A 16,643-nucleotide genomic window follows, 5' to 3' on the forward strand; every position below is an offset into this window, starting at 1 on the left:
ATTTCATGTTCTTATGGGTTTTGTAAAGTATTGAGTTCTCCTTTAGCTTTTATTAATTTAATTTCAGCCTGTTTATAATCTAATAATGCAGTGGTATAATTCTGTTTTGCATCTGTTAATGCATTTTCAGAATCCAAAACTTCTGTAAGTGTTGCCAAGCCGTACTGATAATTAGATTGTGTATCTTTCTGTACTTTTTCTGCAAGTGTTACGTTGTTTTTCATGCTTTCAATATTGATTAATGAATTTTCAATATTGGTCACCGCATTTTTATATTCAAGGCTAAGCTGAAGCTGTGTATTCTGAATATCCTGATCTAAATCCTGAATATCAATTTCCGCCTGAGCAATTTTAGATTTTGTAGAACCTCCGGTAAAAATCGGAATGTTTATATTCAAACCGATTGCTGAATAGTCACTCCAGAGAACTCCATTATTCAAGCCATTGGTAAGCGGGAATTTTTTACCCATTCCAGCCCAACCGTAGTTTGCCTGCAAAGCTACCGTCGGATAAAGATATGCCTCAGTTGCTTTTTTGTTGAATACTAAAAGCTCTCTGTTTTTCTGTAAAACTTTAAGCTCAGAACGGCCTTCAAGATTTACGGTTTCAGCCAAAAGCTGAGGCTGAGGTTCGATTGTTTTTTCTTCTAATTCAATTTCAGTATCAATCGGAATTCCCATATAGAATTTCAAAGAATTCTTAGAAAGCTCCACTGCATTCACCAATTGCTGTCTGCTTGAACTGATATTTGTTAACTGAACATTGGTACGATCCAGGTCAATCCCTTTTGCCAAACCATTATCTACCAAGCTTTTAATAACGTTTCTTACTTTTTCGGTGTTTGTGTAACTTACGTTTAAAGTTTTAAGATTTTCTTCCTGTACAAAAACCTGATAGTATGCCGTTGCAACATTTTCAATAATCTGTTCGTTGGTCAACTGAGCATTTAAAACATAAAATTCTCTGGTAGATTTTGCAGCTTTAAGGCCTGTAAAAACTCTTTGATCAAAAATAGTCTGATTTAGAGTTACCACAGCCTGCGATTGCCAAGCCTGTCCCAACTGTGCTCTGATTCTTTCACCGCCAAATTCAAGTAATGACTCCTGAATAACCGGATTGTAAGTAACTCCTGCAGTTGCACCGATCTGTGGTAATGCGCCTGATCTTGCTTCATCAATTTTGTATTCCGCTTTTTTAATCTGTAAAGCCGCTTTTTTAGCTTCAGCTTTATTTTGCAACGCCTGTTTAATGGCTTCCTGCAGAGAAATCTGCTGTTGTGCATAAGCTGATGAAGAGGCCAACATCATAAATGCTGCAGCTACACCAATTTTGAGCTTTTTAGCAGTTATACGTTTTCTGTTCATAATTTTATACTTCGTTTATTTTTTGTTTTCTTTGTTTAAATCTTTTATTCTTAAAGGACGATTCAATTTTTAAATTACTTTAAGATTTATTAATTATTTCTTAAAAAGCATATTTAAAATGATATCTTTTCTCTCTGCAATGAGTTTATCAAACTCTTCGTCCGTGATATTCAAATTTTCCATAAATAAAGGTCTGATAGCACTCGGGAAAACTAATAAGGCAATCATATTCAGTACAAAATGAACGGGTTTCATCGTTTCGATGTTTCCCAATTCCATTTCTTTCTCGATGTCTTTATATAGCTTTTGAAGCTCATCATCTTCGATATCTTTTTTCTGACAATTTCCTTTATTGATCTGTGAAACGATATACGTTTCCAGGTATGGATACTGAAGACTGGTTGTAAGACTTTCTTCAATAAACTGTGCAATTTTTTGTTTGAAAGGAAGATCCGAATTCATAATCACTTCAGATTTTTCTCTTTCTACTTTCTGCGCTTCTTCAAAAACAATCTGAACAAGATTATCTCTTGATCTGAAATAATAGTTGATCAGCGTTCTTTTGACACCCGCCTCATCAGCAATTTCCTGCGTAGTAGCATCAAATTTCCCCTTCACGAAGAATAGATTCTTTGTGGTTTCCTTAATTAACTCCTGGGTTTGGTCTTTTTTTGCTTGATTTGACATTTTTGTTAAACAAATTTGTGCAAATATATATCAAACATTTGTTTTGACAAAATTGTTAAACAAAATAATTAATGATTTTTGAATGATATTTATCACAAAAAAATCCCGAACAATTGTTCGGGATTCAAATTTTATTTGAGAGGTAAATTCTAAATCAGTCTTATTTTATCTTCCAAAATATCGACGATTTTATCTTTATACAAACCGCCTAAAGCTTTCTTGAAGTTCTTTTTACTCATCTGCAATTCATCTTTTATTTCTTCTGGAGAAGATTTGTCTGAAAGATGCAGCAAGCCGAAATTTTCTTCTAATTTATTAAGAATTTTCTGCTTGAATTCATCAATATTTTCAAAACCCTGAGGTTGAAGAGAAACATCAATTTTACCATCCTCCCGAATCTCCTTGATATAACCTTCTTCTTCAGATAAAGGGTACAACTTTTTATAAACATCTGAAGAATAAATCAAGCCGATGTATTTTTTATTGATCACGACATTCCATCCTAATTCGCTTTCGTTCATCATCAACAAATCCACTTTATCTCCTTTCTGGAAAGGTAAATCCTGATATTGCGGATTTCTTTTGAACTTCGTTGTTCCGGTAATCAATTCCAGAGCTTCATCCACATAAAGGTAAACAAGATATCTTTTACCTTCAATGATTTTAGATTTCTGCTGTTTGTATGGGATAAACAAATCTTTGATAATTCCCCAGTCCATAAAAGCACCGCTCGGAAGACTTTGTACACAATTCATTACCGCAAATTCTCCTACTTCAGCCAACGGAATTTCTGTTGTAGCCTTCAGTTTGTTATCATCCTGATAAACGAAAACCTCAACTTCATCGCCTTCTTCTTTTTCATCCTGAATGAAAACTTTAGACAAAAAAGCCTTTTCGCCCGTTTCGTCTGTCAAGATCCATCCTGAATTATTTTTTTCTGAAATTTTTAAAGTCTGAGTTTTTCCGAGTTGCATTAATGATAAATTTAGGATGCAAAGGTAAGAAAATAAGTTGGAGCGTTTTCAGGGTTTTTGAGTCGGAGAGTGTTAGAGTAAATGAGTTTTATCTTTAATAAAAAAATATTGTGTAGAGTTTTACCACAAAAGCAACAAAAGATATGATTGAAAAAAATTACAAAAAATCTACAAATGTAAATGTTCATTTATTTTTGCCAGCTTTTGAACAATATAAATTGCCATAAAGTCTTTTGTTTCTTTTGCGGTTAAAAACAATGAGTAAAAAAACGGAATTAATAAAAATTTTTAATTTTTAGATATATAATACATCAAATCTCGTCTGCTGCTTTCAAAATCTAATGCATCACCAACGATAAAATATTTTTGCTTGTCGACACATTTTGAAAATAGTGATTTGGCCAAAGCAATTTTATTTTTATCAAAACTCAAATCTTTTACCAAAATACTAATCTGTTCCGAAGTAAACATCGCATGACGACCTTGCTGATTGATGAATGCAATTTTCTTATCATCAAACCATGCATCTTTTTTCATGGCAGACATAAATTGCTGGAAAGTCTGATGATCCATCACATTCGGATAATTAACATTACCGTTGTTACCTGAATTTGCATAAGGATCATTCCAAACGTCATTCCAGTTATTAAAACCATAATAATCGTTTTGAATCGGATAAGAATCTAATAAATACAGCCCTTCGTTTGTGAAAAAATCAAGAACCATTCTGCTGTTGTTTCTCACATTTAAAGTTGTTCTGTAAACTAAAAATCCGTTATCATAAATTGAAATAGGAATTCTTCCCGATGGAAGGTCAAAGAATCTGTATCTACCTGAATGAGTAGCAATCATCTGATCTGCCAGTTCAACAGAGAAATGCCCTTGTTCTGGAATTCTCAGAAAAACTTCTGCATAACCGTAATTCTGATTCCACTGATAATTTGGATTCGCAGGTCTTTTGTTTTGATTATTCTGATTCGTCGGATTTCTAAATCCCGAATTTCCGGAATTGTTATTTTGTGAATTTAGTCTTTCTATTTTAGACGATTCCATTTCTCTTTTTGAAGCCTCGTTTTTCAAAAGTTCTCCTGCTTTTCCTGCTTCCTGCGCAAAAAATAATAGCCCGGAAAAGATCGCACAAACTGTAAATATTCTTTTCATAATGATTTCACTTTATAATGAAGTCGTGCTCTATTTTCATGCCAAAAACCGAGAATTTCTATTAAAATAAAGTTTAAAATTCATTGCTTTAACCTTGTTCAAAATATTGAATCCAAGCGAAATTCAAACAAAAAAAGAGAAGCCGAAACTTCTCTTTTAAATATATCTGCCAAAAATTAGCTTTTAAACTTTTCATTTTTTCTTACATGTGAAGCGCTCTTTTCCCTGTAGCATCCAAAGCAGCTTCTTTTACAGCTTCTGCATAAGTAGGGTGAGCGTGAGAACTTCTTGCAATATCCTCTGCACTTGCACGGAATTCCATTGCCATTACACCTTCAGCAACCAAATCTGCAGCTCTTGCTCCAATCATATGGAAACCAAGAACCTCATCCGTTTTTTCATCAGCGATAATTTTCACCAAACCATCAACATCTCCACTTGCACGGCTTCTTCCTAAAGCTCTCATTGGGAAAGTTCCGATTTTGTAAGCTACACCTTCCTCTTTCAGTTGCTCTTCAGTTTTACCAACTCCGGCAACTTCAGGCCATGTGTAAACAACTCCAGGAATTAAGTTATAATTGATGTGAGGTTTTTGCCCAGCCAAAGTTTCAGCAACAAAAACTCCTTCTTCTTCAGCTTTGTGAGCCAACATCGCTCCTTTGATTACATCTCCGATAGCATAAATATTTGCAACGTTTGTCTGTAAATGATCATTGGTTTTGATTCTTCCTCTTTCGTCTAATTCAACACCTGCTTTTTCAAGAGCAAGACCGTCTGTGAAAGGTCTTCTTCCAACAGAAACCAAACAGTAATCTCCCTCAACCGTAACTTCTTCTCCTTTTTTATCTTTCGCTGTAATTTTTACAGAATCTCCGTTTCTTTCCACTGCTGAAACCGCTGTAGAAAGCATAAACTTCATTCCTTGTTTTTTAAGAACTTTAGTCAATTCCTTGCTTAAAGCTCCATCCATTGTAGGGATGATTTTATCCATAAATTCAACTACAGTAACCTGAGCTCCTAGTCTTAGATAAACTGAACCTAATTCAAGACCGATTACACCACCACCGATTACTACTAAATGCTTAGGAATTTCTTTTAAATTCAAAGCTTCAGTAGAAGTAATCACTCTTTCTTTATCTAAAGTGATGAAAGGTAAAGATGATGGTTTAGAACCTGTTGCAATAATTGTATATTTAGATTCGATCGTTTCAGAAGAACCGTCGTTTTTAGTCACTTTAATTTGAGTAGCAGATTCAAAGCTTCCAAGACCTTCAAAAACAGTGATTTTGTTTTTGTCCATCAGGAAGTTGATTCCTTTTGTAGTTTGCTCTACTACTTCGTTTTTTCTCGCAATCATTCTTGCGATATCTGCTTTTGGCTCGTTGATGATAATTCCGTGGTTTTCGAAATTATGTTTTGCATTTTCAAAATGTTCAGAGCTGTCTAAAAGTGCTTTTGAAGGAATACATCCAACGTTAAGACAAGTTCCGCCCAACGTAGAATATTTTTCAATAATTGCTGTTTTGAAACCTAATTGTGCAGCGCGGATAGCCGCTACATAACCTCCAGGACCGGAACCGATTACGGTAACATCAAATTGACTCATTTTATATTTTAATTTATTTATTATTCAGTTGATTAATCCTTACAAATTTACTGATTAATTACCACGCACCCAAGTGAGTTTTATCAAGTTTTTGAGAGTAGGGAGATGGAAGCTTGAAGATGGAAGTTTACTTAATGGAAAACATTTTTAAGTTTAAAATTAATAAGAATATCTTCAATAGATCTCTTGGTTTTAAGCTTAGATTATAAATCAACATTTAATTTTCCTTGCCCAAAATTCCCTGTACTTTCAAAGTAAGAACCACCGTAAATGTACCAGTCAATATTTTCCAGATACTCTACTGCATTTTCAGGAGCCATTGCATTCGCTTCTTTTTTTGAAATAATCCCTCTGTACCATCTTCCGGATTTTGAAAAACTTTCAAATTCAACTTGATATTTAATCCAGATTCTTTGGCAGAGTTTACATTGCAAAAGACTTACATCAGCATATCTTCCGTTTGTTTTATCAATACCTATTAATGATTCTCTGTAATCTGTATGATGAAATTCAGGTTTTTCGCAGATGCATCCCAGCTTTTGAACTTTATTCATGAATGAAAAAATAATTTTTTTGAATTTTTACGAGCTCAAATTTAAGAAAATTAAAGATGATTATTTCTTCATCAAATCCAATAAAATTTTCTCATACCGATCTAAAATAATTTCTTTTGAAAATCGCGATTTGATAGAGTTTTTTATAGATTCAGCATCATAATCTCTGTGCAGAAGCGTCATGATCTTCTGCGAAAAGTCTTCATGATTTTCTATATCGGCAATCTCACCGTTGGTATTGTGCTGAATAATCTCATTAATTCCTCCCGGACAATTATTCGCTAAGGAATACGTTCCGCAAGCTCCGGCTTCCAACAAAACATTGGGAAAACCTTCATATCTTGAGGAAAGAATAAAAAGATCGGCAAATTTCAGAAACTGATAAGGATTTTCGTGTCGGCCATGAAAAAAAACATTTTTGAGACCTAAAAAATCTTTCATCTGATAAAGAATTTCACGGTCTTTACCATCACCTAAAATATGCAGAAGAATTTTTTCGTTTTTAAGCCTCGAGAAAACTTTCAGCAGATTATCGAAACCTTTTCTGGCGGATAAATTACCTATCGCCACTACATTTTTATAATTAAGTTTAAAACACTCAGGTTTTTGTGAAATCCTAAGTTTGTTTTCAATAAAATCAAAATCTACGGGATTGTTTATTTTAATAATTTTATCCTGTTTAATATTAAAATTACTAATAAGATCTTGCTTCATATCATCGCTTTGCGCAATGATCTGCTGATAATTATTGTAAAAACTGTAGAAAAACTTAATCTCTTTTCTCGTCACATGCTTAGAAACCACATTCGTTTCTCTTGCAATAAATTTTGTACGCGGAAAAAGCTTGATAAATAAAGATAAATAAGCATTTACTTCACCAAAACCTGAAAAAACGATATCAGGTTTCCTTTTGTAAATTTCTTTGAGGATTGGTTTCAGAGAATGTCTTATTCTTTCGGTATCGATATCGATAATCTCAACATCTTTTTTAAGAAAATCAAGATAGCCGCCTTGTTTGCGAAGAAGCAAAATCTTAGGCTCAAAACGATCTCTTGAGAGATGATTTGCTATGGTGGTAATGATTCTTTCTGCACCTCCGGTTTCGAGATCCGGCAGAATAAATATGACCGAAATTTTCTTATTCATCCTGAAAAATTAGTTGATGATAAATTTAATCATTTAAAACAACTCAGGAAAATCTTGAGAGTGGTTATTTATGATGTGGTTTACTAAAAATCTATTTCCTTTCTGATCAAAAAATATATACCAAGAAGTATTATTATTTGCTTTATATTTTATAAACTTTTTGCCAAATTTCTGATAAGCCAATGGTGAATTTCTATTGATAGGTCTTGAAATATTACTTTTAATGAAATCATAAATTTTCTCTACATAATTCAAAGCAGAATTCTCAAAACCAAAATATTCATTCACAAATAAAACTTCAAATAACTTATCAATTTCATTTTCAAATCTATCCTTGTAGACAATTATTTCTTCCAAGGCAAATTTTTAATAAATTCTCTCGTTCTTCTTCTCATTTCATCATGTGGGATTCCTTTCGCAAATCTTTCATCAAAATCATCTTTTACAGCATACTCAGCCTGGTGTTCAGCGACTTTATCAACAGCAGTTCTTTTATTCTTGATTTCAAGTAATTCTGCAAGATCTTCAAGATCATTCATCTCTTTGATCCACTGAATAAGCTCTTTTTTCGCTTCATGAATTGGGTTTTCCATTTTGAGCTGATTTAAAATTTAGTTGGCAACGTCGCTGATAAATTTAATTCTCAGCATTCTAACCTCCTCATCAGACAATTCATCACCGAATTCATCCAACAAAACTTTCATGCTGTCGCTTTCAGATTCGTTCATGAATTCCATGAAACCGTCTACAATATCTTCATCAAAATTATCTTCAATGTAATAATCGATATTCAACTTTGTTCCCTGATAAACGATTCGTTCCATTTCTTTCAGAAGATCATCCATCGAAAGATTTTTGGCTTTTGCAATATCTTCCAGATCAATCTTTTTATCGGTGCTCTGGATGATAAAAACTTTATGGCTTGATTTATTGGCAACCTGCTTCAAAACCATATCCTGAGTTCGCTCTATATTGTTATCTTCAACATATTGGGCAATAAAATCAGCGAATTCTTTACCATATTTTTTAGCCTTACCTTCTCCTACTCCGTATATTTTTGCAATTTCGTCAACGGAAACCGGATATTGAACAGTCATATCTTCCAAACTCGGATCCATGAAAACCGTATAAGGTGGAATTCCGTGTTTTTTGGCGACCTTTTTTCTAAGCTCTTTAAGCAGTGTAAATAAATTCTGGTCTAAACCTCCACTCGACTGCATTTGCACCTGATCGCTCTCTGCTTTGGTTTGTGAGAGGTCAAATTCACGGTCTTCAGCAATAAGGAAAGGTTCTTTAAAATCTCCGCTTAAAACTTTTCTCCCTTTTTCTGCGATTTTTAAAACACCATACGTTTCAATATCTTTTTGTAAAAAATTCTGAACTGTTGCTTGTCTTAAAATTGATTTCCAATAGTTATCGTTTTCAGATTTTCCGAAACCGAAATAAGGGTTTTGCTCCAACTTATAGGATTTGGTTACCGCAGTTTCTTTGCCTGTGATCACAGATATTAAATCTTTAGACTTAAATTTCTCCTGCGTATCGTTGATGAGCTCAAGCGCTTTTATAAGATCATTTGTAGAATCTTTCAGCTTTGGAGGATTTGATGAGTTGTCACACATTATAGCTCCCTCACCATTCACAGGATCGAAACTTTCACCAAAATAATACAAAATATACTGTCTTCTGCTCATTGAAGTTTCGGCATAACCAACGACTTCATTCAAAAGCTGCAAACCGATCTCTCTCTCGGAAACAGGCTTTTGAGCCAAAAACTTTTCCAATTTTTCAATATCTTTAGGATCATAGAAGGCAAGACAATATCCTTCTCCGCCATCACGACCGGCACGACCAGTTTCCTGGTAATAACTTTCCAGAGATTTTGGGAAGTCATAGTGGATTACAAAACGTACATCCGGCTTATCAATCCCCATTCCGAAAGCAATTGTTGCAACGATTACATCAGCTTCTTCCATCAAGAATTTATCTTGGTTGGCAACTCTTATTTTCTGGTCTAAACCTGCGTGATAAGGAAGTGCATTGATTCCGTTTACCTGAAGAAGCTGTGCAAATTCTTCCACTTTTCTTCGGCTTAAACAGTAAACAATACCTGATTTTCCTTTGTTTTTATTAATGAATTTTACAATTTCCTTATCGATATTGACTTTTGGTCTTACTTCGTAGAACAAATTGGCTCTGTTAAAACTTTCTTTGAAAACCAAAGCATTAGTCATTCCTAAAGTTTTCTGAATATCATCCTGTACTTTCGGGGTTGCAGTCGCCGTTAAAGCGATAACAGGAACATCTGCAATTTTATCGATAATCTGTTTTAAATTTCTGTATTCAGGTCGGAAATCATGTCCCCATTCTGAAATACAGTGCGCCTCATCAATAGCAAAGAACGAGATTTTCACATCTTTAAAAAATTCCAGATAGTCTTCTTTAATTAATGATTCGGGAGCTACATACAATAGCTTGGTTCTTCCACTTTTTATATCATCAAAAACCTGTTTGGTCTGGGTTTTGTTAAGAGATGAATTAAGAACATGGGCAACCCCGCTTTCTGAAGATAATCCGTTGACTGCATCTACCTGATTTTTCATCAGCGCAATCAATGGGGAAACGACAATCGCAGTACCCTCAGAAATGAGAGCCGGAAGCTGGTAACAGAGTGATTTACCGCCCCCTGTAGGCATTAGAACGAAAATATCTTTTCCATCTAAGAGATTTTTGATGATCTCTTCCTGCTGTCCTTTGAAAGTAGAAAACCCAAAGTATTTTTTTAATTCGCTCGATAAATTGGCATTTTTTGCGCTCATCTAATTTTGTATTGCTAAATTTGCATCTTATCCAAAGATAAAAAATTTTTAGCTAAAATAAAAACAGTAGATTTTTTTAACACATCTATTTATATTAAATATAAATTGAAATCTTTAAGGATTTGCTTTCTAATTACGATATAACAATGAATAGAGACAGCATCATCTCAATTGCAAAAAATACATTGACCATAGAAATTTCTGAGCTTGAAAAATTGAAAGAAAGAATCGGTGACGAATTTGTAAAAGCAGTAGAAATTATTCATTCCACAAAAGGAAAACTCATCATCGTAGGAATCGGAAAATCTGCTCATGTCGGGAATAAAATCGTTGCAACGTTGAATTCTACGGGTACACCATCACAATTTTTGCATGCATCGGAAGCTATTCATGGTGATTTGGGGGTGATCCAGAAGCAGGATGTTGTTTTATGCATTTCCAATTCGGGAAACTCTCCGGAAATTGTCAATTTAATTCCTTATTTAAAAGATTATTCTTCTGCATTGATCGGTATGACCGGAAATCGAAAAAGTAAGCTGGCGGAATTTTCAGATGTAATTTTAGACACTCATGTTGACATGGAAGCCTGCCCGATTAAATTGGCGCCAACAAGCTCTACTACGCTACAGATGGCTCTTGGTGATGCTTTGGGAATTGCTTTAATGGAAATGAATGAATTTAAAGCCAATGATTTTGCTAAATTTCATCCGGGTGGAAGCTTAGGTAAAAACCTGATTTCAAAAGTAGATGATTTTCTTTCTTCCCAGAAACCCGAAGTTACAGAAAATGATACGGTAAAGGATGTTATCATTTCTATAAGCAGCTCACGACACGGAATCACCGTTGTTACAAACGAAAGCAATATTATCGGAGTAATTACAGACGGAGATTTAAGGAGAATGCTGATGAAGGGTGATGATATTTCTAAAGTTCTGGCGAAAGATATTATGTCTGCAAATCCTAAAACGATCGAGAGAAACGCATTGGCAAAAGAAGCGATGAAAATTCTGAAAGACAATAATATCGGACAGCTTATTGTAACCGAAAACGGAAAATATTTCGGAATTATTGATCTGCATAAATTACTGGATGAAGGAATTAATTAATTGGAGATACGTGTTACCTGATACGTGTTTTATAATAGTAAATCAATAGAATTAAATTAATAACTCGAAACTTGTAGCTCGAATCACGAATAACAAACTTTTTCTCTAAATTTGAAACTTTAAAAAATTATCTGTGAGCGAAGATAAAGACATGTCTTTTTGGGGACATATTGGCGAATTGAGAGGTCATTTGATCCGCTCTATTATTGCAATCATTGTGGCTGCGATTTTGGTTGGTTTTAATATCAACTGGATTATGGATCATATTTTCTTTGGGCCGACCCGAAACGATTTCCCGACTTTCAAACTGGTGAATGATTTTTCAAGATGGCTTTTGGGTGAAGACAGCATTACCTTGCCTGATGAATTTCCGGTGCGTGTGCAAAGGCTTTACCAACAGTTTAATGTAATGATGGCGGTTTCTATTTTTGGTGGAATTGTCGCTGCTTTTCCTTACACTGTATGGGAATTATGGCGATTTATCAGTCCGGCTTTGCATCCGAATGAAAGAAAGAACTCAATTTTCATTATTAATTCGGTTTGGATTTTATTCATGACCGGAGTTTTATGCGGATATTTCCTGATTTTACCTTTTGCAGTCAATTTTGGGGTTATCTTTAAAATTTCAGATATTATTATTCCACTGTATGATTTGAGTGATTATACTACACTGTTTCTGCAGGTGGTTTTGGGAATGGGCGTTGTATTTTTATTTCCGGTTCTTATTTATTTCCTAACCAACATCGGAATTCTCAATCCTAAATTCATGAAAACATATCGAAGACATGCTATTGTTTTGATAATGGTGGTTGCTGCAATTATTACTCCTGCAGATGTTTTAAGCATGATTATGGCGGCTTTACCATTACTTTTATTATATGAATTCAGTATTATAATGTGTGGTTACACCTACAAAAAAGTTCAGAAAAGAGAAGCTGCGGTGCAGAAAGTTTAGCATTACTTTTCACTTCAATAAAATGTTTACGGCGCAAAAATCTTCGATTTTTGCGCCGTAAACATTAACATCATTAATAAAACTCGATTATTATTAATAATATTCTTTAATTTTGACGAAAGTCTAATTTCATCACCAAATGAAAAAAATTTCACACTCGCTTTTATTGATTTCCTGCATTGCTTTCGGGCAATTTTTTGAGCAGAATAAAACATTTACCAAAGAAGATACTTTAAAGGGTTCAAATACCCAATTCCGAAATTTTTGGGATGTGAAAAAATATGATTTGTCTGTAGAACCGGATTTCGAACAGAAAAGCATTAAAGGAAACAACAAAATAAGTTTTGAAATTCTAAAAGACATAAAAAACCCTGTTTTTCAGATTGATCTGCAACAACCTATGAAAGCAGATAAAATTAAATGCAGCTTTCCCACGATCGGTAATTTTAAAAGAGAGGGAGATTTTATTTTCATATCTGCCAATACATCTTTTAAAAAAGGAGAAAAATATACAATTGATGTAATGTATTCCGGGAATCCCGTCATTGCTAAAAATGCACCTTGGGACGGAGGCTGGATTTTTAAAAACGATGAAAAAGGAAATCCGTGGATAAGTGTTGCCGACGAAGGGATTGGAGCATCTGTCTGGTTACCAACCAAAGACATCTGGAGTGATGAACCCGATTCGGGAATTGTAATGAAAATTATTACTCCTAAAGATTTAGTTGGTGTCGGAAATGGAAGATTAATTAACAAAAAAACAGAAAACAACAAGAACATTTTTACGTGGGAAGTTAAAAATCCGATCAATGCGTATTCTATCATTCCAAGTATTGGAAAATATGTGAATTTTAAAGATTCTTATGAAGGAGAAAAAGGAAAATTAGACCTTGACTATTGGGTTTTAGACTATAATTTAGATAAAGCAAAAAAACAGTTTCAGCAGGTAAAACCGATGTTGAAATCTTTTGAATATTGGTTCGGACCGTATCCATTTTATGAAGATTCTTACAAATTGGTTGAATCTCCGCACTTGGGAATGGAGCATCAAAGTAATGTTGCCTATGGAAATGGGTATCAGAATGGGTATTTGGGAAGAGATCTTTCAGAAACAGGCGTCGGATTACAATGGGATTTCATCATCATCCATGAAAGCGGACACGAATGGTTTGCCAACAGTATTACCGCAAAAGATCAGGCAGATATGTGGATTCATGAAGCATTTACCAATTATTCTGAAGTTCTTTTCTCAGAAAGCTATATCCACAAAAAGGCAGGGGATCTGTATGCGCAGGGAATTCAAAACAATATATTAAATGATGTTCCTATCATCGGGAAATATGGCGTGAGAAACGAAGGAAGTGGCGATATGTACGCAAAGGGTGCAAGTATGGTTCACACAATGCGACAAATCATCAATGATGATGTAAAATTCAGACAGATTCTGAGAGGTTTGAATAAAGATTTTTATCATCAGACCGTTACAACCGAACAAGTGGAGAAATACATTTCCGAGAAGGCTGGATTTGATTTTTCGACTGTTTTCAATCAATATTTAAGAACTGTTGATGTTCCTGTTCTGGAATACTCTCAAAATGGAAATGAATTAAAATACCGCTATACCAATGCCGTACAAAATCTGAATCTTCCGATAAGATTTGCTGATGAGATAATTTCTCCGACTGAATCATGGCAAAGCTTAAAGCTTAAAAATTCAAATCCGGTATGGTTTAACAAGAATTATTATATCAGATATAAGAAAGTTAACTAAAACACATATGAAATTAAAGTTTTTATCATCAATTATTATATTGAATTTCTTTTTTACTTGTAATGCACAAAAGAAACATGAGAAAGTAAATACAAAATTTAATGAAAGCTATTCATTAAGCCGCAAAAAATTTCATGGTAAATTAGATTCTGAGCAATTAATACAAATCAGAACTTTAATTGTTAATGAGTTAAAAGTAGAAATTGATGAAAAAAAATCAGTGCTTATTAATTTTTACCAGTATGGAAAAAATTGTTATGAATATGGTCTCATTGAGAAAGATGCCCAAACAGTGATTGACAATTCTATTAATATTTCATCACGAATGAGTAAAAAATATGATGCGACTGACTTTTTCGTCTTCACAGAAGAATCATTGAACAAAGAAAGGTTTGAAAAAAGAAAAAATTTCATTCAGGATTCTGGCTTTTTCGATCAAACTGTTTTTAATCTGAAAGAAAATTGTAGAGCATTTTTCATTCTAAAGCCAAACGGAGAATTTTTGAAGTATTACGGTTCTGACTACTTTACTGAAGTAGAAAATTTTTTAAAGAAAAAATAATTTTTCATAGAAACTTCTGTAACAAATTCAATTTAATGTCAACTACTTATCTATAAATTAAACCTAATGAAAAAAATAGCAATAAGCTTAGGAATTCTGGCTGTAGCTTTCGTTCAGGCACAGTCGATCAAAACAAACATTGATCTGGTCAATGTAAAAGACGATAAAGTTGCCGTAACGATGGAATTTCCGAAAATGAAATCAAATGATGTGAAGTTTCATTTTCCAAAAACGGTTCCCGGAACATATTCTGTAGATGATTACGGAAGATTTGTAGAAGGAATAAAATTTTTAGATAACAAAGGAAAAGAGTTGGCTTTTACCAAAGTAAATGACAATACCTATTCATTGAAAAACGCAAAAGCTTTAACCAAAATCACGTATTTCGTTAACGACAGTTTTGATGAAGAAAACGAAACAGATAAACATAAAGCCGTATTTTCACCTTCCGGAACTGACATCGAGGAAGGGAAAGTTTATTTAATCAATACCCATGGTTTTGTAGGTTATATCGACAATATGCAGGATGTTCCGTATCAGTTGGTGATTCAGAAGCCTAATGATTTCTATGGAACGACAGCTTTGGTTGATCAGGATAAATCTGAAGCAACAGATACTTTCACATTAGCGAACTATGCTAAACTGACAGATTCTCCATTAATGTATTCAAAACCCGATTATATCACCTTCAACGCTGGAGGAATGGATTTGGTTTTGGGCGTTTATTCACCGACCGGAAAATATAAAGCGGCAGATTTTAAAGATAATTTAGAAAAAATGGTGGTTGCTCAGAAGAAGTTTTTGGGAGACATGAATACCAATAAAAAATATGCGATCATGCTTTATCTTGCAGGAACTCAAGGTCCGCAGATCAAAGGTTTCGGAGCATTGGAACATCATGAATCGACAAGTGTTGTTCTGCATGAGATGATGCCGAAAGAAGCCATTGATGAATCGATCGTAGACGTAGTTTCTCACGAGTTTTTTCATACGGTAAATCCTTTAAAGACGCATTCTGAAGAAATTCATTATTTCGATTATGCAGATCCGAAAATGTCTCAGCATCTTTGGATGTATGAAGGCGGAACCGAATATTTTGCCAATTTATTTCAAATTCAGGAGGGTTTGATCACCAAAGATCAGTTTTTACAGAGAATCAGTGACAAAATCAAAAACTCTAAAAGCTATAATGACACCATGCCTTTTACGGTGATGAGTAAAAACATTCTTCAGGATCAGTATAAAGATCAGTACAGAAATGTTTATGAAAAAGGAGCACTTCTTACCATGTGTCTTGATATTGAGCTGAGAAAATTATCAAACGGAGAAATGGGGTATCGTGATATGATCCGAAAACTGTCTCAAAGATTTGGTGAAAATAAACCATTTAAAGATGATAAATTAATTGATGAACTGGTAACCATTACAGGATATCCTCAGGTAAAAGATTTTTATAACAAATATATTGCGGGAAGTCAGCCGACTCCGTATGCAGAATACCTGAGTCAGGTAGGTGTTGAAATCAGCAAGCAGGAAACGCCGCCGATTTTCTGGTTTATAAAAGATCCTACCCAAACAGGCTATAACGAGAAAAATAATGCTTTTGTATTTGATGAGCATTCTGCACTTTCTCCTTTTTCGAAAAGCATCGGGTATAAAATTACAGATGAAGTAGTTGCTTTAGACGGAAAAACAATTAACATTCAGAATGCACAGGAATTTATTGCCTACGCGCAATCGATCAAAGAAGGACAAAACGTTACAGTAACCGTTCTTCGTAAAAATGGTGATAAAATGGATAAAATTGATTTGAAAGGAAAAGCAATTTTAGATAAAATCACGATGGAAACACTTCAGTTTAAAGCCAATCCTACTCCTGCAGAGCAAAAACTTCAGGATCAGTGGTTAACTGGAAAAAAATAAGATTAATTAAAGTTAAAA

General features: G+C 34.0%; 15 protein-coding genes. 5 read left to right on the forward strand and 10 right to left on the reverse strand.

Translation table 11 applies throughout. The features are described from left to right. Positions 1 to 11: 11 nt before the first annotated feature. The 10 genes from BA768_RS05025 to recQ form a co-directional block, all read right to left on the reverse strand. The gene (locus BA768_RS05025; protein ID WP_034675694.1) at positions 12 to 1,364 is read right to left on the reverse strand and encodes a TolC family protein; all 1,353 of its coding nucleotides are present in this window, start codon (positions 1,362 to 1,364) and stop codon (positions 12 to 14) included. Positions 1,365 to 1,457: 93 nt separating this feature from the next. Further along, a complete protein-coding gene (locus BA768_RS05030) occupies positions 1,458 to 2,051 on the reverse strand; it encodes a TetR/AcrR family transcriptional regulator (RefSeq protein ID WP_065719942.1) in 594 nt (197 codons plus the stop codon). Positions 2,052 to 2,200: 149 nt separating this feature from the next. Then, positions 2,201 to 3,025 (reverse strand): S1 RNA-binding domain-containing protein, encoded by an 825-nt coding sequence (locus tag BA768_RS05035; protein WP_065719943.1) that lies wholly within the window; start codon positions 3,023 to 3,025, stop codon positions 2,201 to 2,203. 288 nt (positions 3,026 to 3,313) lie between these two features. Then, positions 3,314 to 4,186, reverse strand: a complete 873-nt coding sequence (locus BA768_RS05040; protein WP_065719944.1) for a DUF4476 domain-containing protein — start codon at positions 4,184 to 4,186, stop codon at positions 3,314 to 3,316. A 202-nt stretch (positions 4,187 to 4,388) separates the two neighbouring features. Beyond that, entirely contained in the window at positions 4,389 to 5,792 is a 1,404-nt protein-coding gene (lpdA, locus tag BA768_RS05045; protein ID WP_034675685.1) for a dihydrolipoyl dehydrogenase, read from the reverse strand. 203 nt (positions 5,793 to 5,995) lie between these two features. Then, positions 5,996 to 6,346, reverse strand: coding sequence for a hypothetical protein (locus BA768_RS05050; protein WP_034675682.1), 351 nt, complete (start codon positions 6,344 to 6,346; stop codon positions 5,996 to 5,998). 60 nt (positions 6,347 to 6,406) lie between these two features. Continuing rightward, entirely contained in the window at positions 6,407 to 7,492 is a 1,086-nt protein-coding gene (locus BA768_RS05055) for a glycosyltransferase (RefSeq protein WP_065719945.1), read from the reverse strand. Positions 7,493 to 7,525: 33 nt separating this feature from the next. Continuing rightward, complete coding sequence (locus tag BA768_RS05060; RefSeq protein WP_065719946.1) at positions 7,526 to 7,849, reverse strand: hypothetical protein; 324 nt, start codon at positions 7,847 to 7,849, stop codon at positions 7,526 to 7,528. After that, on the reverse strand, positions 7,837 to 8,085 hold the full coding sequence (locus BA768_RS05065) for a hypothetical protein (RefSeq protein WP_065719947.1): 249 nt from the start codon (positions 8,083 to 8,085) through the stop codon (positions 7,837 to 7,839). Before BA768_RS05065 ends, BA768_RS05060 begins: the two co-directional genes overlap by 13 nt. 18 nt (positions 8,086 to 8,103) lie before the next feature. Beyond that, entirely contained in the window at positions 8,104 to 10,308 is a 2,205-nt protein-coding gene (gene recQ, locus BA768_RS05070) for a DNA helicase RecQ (RefSeq protein ID WP_065719948.1), read from the reverse strand. Between the two features lie 146 nt (positions 10,309 to 10,454). On the opposite strand from recQ, the gene BA768_RS05075 reads away from it, so the two are divergent. From BA768_RS05075 to BA768_RS05095, 5 genes are all read left to right on the forward strand, one after another. Further along, positions 10,455 to 11,414 carry an SIS domain-containing protein gene (locus tag BA768_RS05075; RefSeq protein WP_034675670.1) on the forward strand — a complete coding sequence of 320 codons (960 nt, stop codon included), beginning with the start codon at positions 10,455 to 10,457 and terminating at the stop codon, positions 11,412 to 11,414. 133 nt (positions 11,415 to 11,547) lie between these two features. Continuing rightward, positions 11,548 to 12,369 (forward strand): twin-arginine translocase subunit TatC, encoded by an 822-nt coding sequence (gene tatC, locus BA768_RS05080; protein ID WP_185114191.1) that lies wholly within the window; start codon positions 11,548 to 11,550, stop codon positions 12,367 to 12,369. A gap of 139 nt (positions 12,370 to 12,508) precedes the next feature. Continuing rightward, positions 12,509 to 14,140, forward strand: a complete 1,632-nt coding sequence (locus BA768_RS05085; RefSeq protein WP_065719949.1) for a M1 family metallopeptidase — start codon at positions 12,509 to 12,511, stop codon at positions 14,138 to 14,140. A 7-nt stretch (positions 14,141 to 14,147) separates the two neighbouring features. Next, positions 14,148 to 14,702, forward strand: a complete 555-nt coding sequence (locus tag BA768_RS05090) for a hypothetical protein (protein WP_123947064.1) — start codon at positions 14,148 to 14,150, stop codon at positions 14,700 to 14,702. Positions 14,703 to 14,768: 66 nt separating this feature from the next. Next, positions 14,769 to 16,625 carry a peptidase M61 gene (locus tag BA768_RS05095; RefSeq protein WP_065719950.1) on the forward strand — a complete coding sequence of 619 codons (1,857 nt, stop codon included), beginning with the start codon at positions 14,769 to 14,771 and terminating at the stop codon, positions 16,623 to 16,625. Positions 16,626 to 16,643: the final 18 nt, after the last annotated feature.

Origin of the sequence: Chryseobacterium sp. CBo1 (genome assembly GCF_001693475.1) — a bacterium.
GTDB classification, from domain to species: domain Bacteria; phylum Bacteroidota; class Bacteroidia; order Flavobacteriales; family Weeksellaceae; genus Chryseobacterium; species Chryseobacterium formosense.

What these genes read in the sequence shown, in the direction of transcription:
- BA768_RS05025 (WP_034675694.1), bottom strand. Translation starts at nt 1,364, where the DNA reads ATGAACAGAAAACGTATAACTGCTAAAAAGCTCAAAATTGGTGTAGCT.
- BA768_RS05030 (WP_065719942.1), bottom strand. Translation starts at nt 2,051, where the DNA reads ATGTCAAATCAAGCAAAAAAAGACCAAACCCAGGAGTTAATTAAGGAA.
- BA768_RS05035 (WP_065719943.1), bottom strand. Translation starts at nt 3,025, where the DNA reads ATGCAACTCGGAAAAACTCAGACTTTAAAAATTTCAGAAAAAAATAAT.
- BA768_RS05040 (WP_065719944.1), bottom strand. Translation starts at nt 4,186, where the DNA reads ATGAAAAGAATATTTACAGTTTGTGCGATCTTTTCCGGGCTATTATTT.
- lpdA (WP_034675685.1), bottom strand. Translation starts at nt 5,792, where the DNA reads ATGAGTCAATTTGATGTTACCGTAATCGGTTCCGGTCCTGGAGGTTAT.
- BA768_RS05050 (WP_034675682.1), bottom strand. Translation starts at nt 6,346, where the DNA reads ATGAATAAAGTTCAAAAGCTGGGATGCATCTGCGAAAAACCTGAATTT.
- BA768_RS05055 (WP_065719945.1), bottom strand. Translation starts at nt 7,492, where the DNA reads ATGAATAAGAAAATTTCGGTCATATTTATTCTGCCGGATCTCGAAACC.
- BA768_RS05065 (WP_065719947.1), bottom strand. Translation starts at nt 8,085, where the DNA reads ATGGAAAACCCAATTCATGAAGCGAAAAAAGAGCTTATTCAGTGGATC.
- recQ (WP_065719948.1), bottom strand. Translation starts at nt 10,308, where the DNA reads ATGAGCGCAAAAAATGCCAATTTATCGAGCGAATTAAAAAAATACTTT.
- BA768_RS05075 (WP_034675670.1), top strand. Translation starts at nt 10,455, where the DNA reads ATGAATAGAGACAGCATCATCTCAATTGCAAAAAATACATTGACCATA.
- BA768_RS05085 (WP_065719949.1), top strand. Translation starts at nt 12,509, where the DNA reads ATGAAAAAAATTTCACACTCGCTTTTATTGATTTCCTGCATTGCTTTC.
- BA768_RS05090 (WP_123947064.1), top strand. Translation starts at nt 14,148, where the DNA reads ATGAAATTAAAGTTTTTATCATCAATTATTATATTGAATTTCTTTTTT.
- BA768_RS05095 (WP_065719950.1), top strand. Translation starts at nt 14,769, where the DNA reads ATGAAAAAAATAGCAATAAGCTTAGGAATTCTGGCTGTAGCTTTCGTT.